Source organism: Xenorhabdus sp. NBAII XenSa04, from assembly GCF_963866145.1.
Classification (GTDB): Bacteria; Pseudomonadota; Gammaproteobacteria; order Enterobacterales; family Enterobacteriaceae; genus Xenorhabdus; species Xenorhabdus indica.
This window is the reverse complement of sequence record NZ_CAWMEB010000274.1, coordinates 1-934: the sequence shown is the minus strand read 5'-3', so window position 1 is coordinate 934 and position 934 is coordinate 1. Positions and strand designations below refer to the sequence as shown.

The window sequence follows — 934 nt, the reverse complement described above, 5'->3', positions numbered from 1 at the left end:
GTGGCGAATATTCAGGATATTTATGCCTTATCGCCGTTGCAGGATGGGATTTTGTTCCACCATTTACTGGCACAAGAAGGGGATCCGTACCTGTTGAGTGGTCAGATGGCGTTTGCTGACCGGACCTTGCTGGATCGTTATTTGGCGGCAATGCAACGGATGATTGACCGTCATGATATTTTACGCACCGCCTTTATCTGGCAAGGGGTATCCGTGCCAGTACAGGTTGTCTGGCGTCATGCTGCCTTATCAGTGACCGAACTCACACTGGATCTGGCAGAGGGGCCAGTGAGCCACCAATTGGCGGCCCGTTTTAACGTCAGTCATTATCGTCTTGGTTTGAGTGATGCACCGTTATTGCGCTTTGTGGTAGCGCAGGAAGCGGATGGCCGTTGGATTGTCCTGCAATTACTGCATCACCTGATTGGTGATCATGAAACACTGGAAGTGATGCACCGTGAAGTGCAGGCCTGCCTGACAGGACAGGAGCAGAGCCTGGCGGCGCCCGTGCCGTTCCGCAATCTGGTAGCACAGGTCCGGTTGGGCGTCAGTCAGGCAGCCCATACGCGTTTCTTTAGCGAGATGTTAGCCGAGGTAGAAGAGCCGACGCTGCCATTTGGTCTGGCGGAGGTCCATCGTGATGGCACACAGGTGACGCAGTCCCACCGATTGCTGGCCCCGGCATTGAATGATCGTTTGCGTCATCAGGCCCGGCAGCAAGGGGTGAGTCTGGCGGCGTTGTGTCATCTGGCCTGGGCTCAGGTGTTGTCACGCACCAGTGGACAGGAAAAAGTGGTGTTTGGCACGGTGCTGTTTGGGCGTATGACCGGCGGCGAAGGAGCAGACGGTGGGATGGGTTTGTTTATCAATACCCTGCCGTTGCGGCTGGATATGGATGACACCCCGGTACAAGACAGTGTACAGGCCGCTCATC

Annotated in this window: 1 protein-coding gene; it reads left to right on the top strand. The window is 55.7% G+C overall.

Going from position 1 to position 934, the window contains the following annotated elements; translation table 11 throughout:
- On the top strand, positions 1-934 hold a 934-nt coding region (locus tag AAC147_RS10165), incomplete at both ends, for a condensation domain-containing protein (protein ID WP_231571693.1).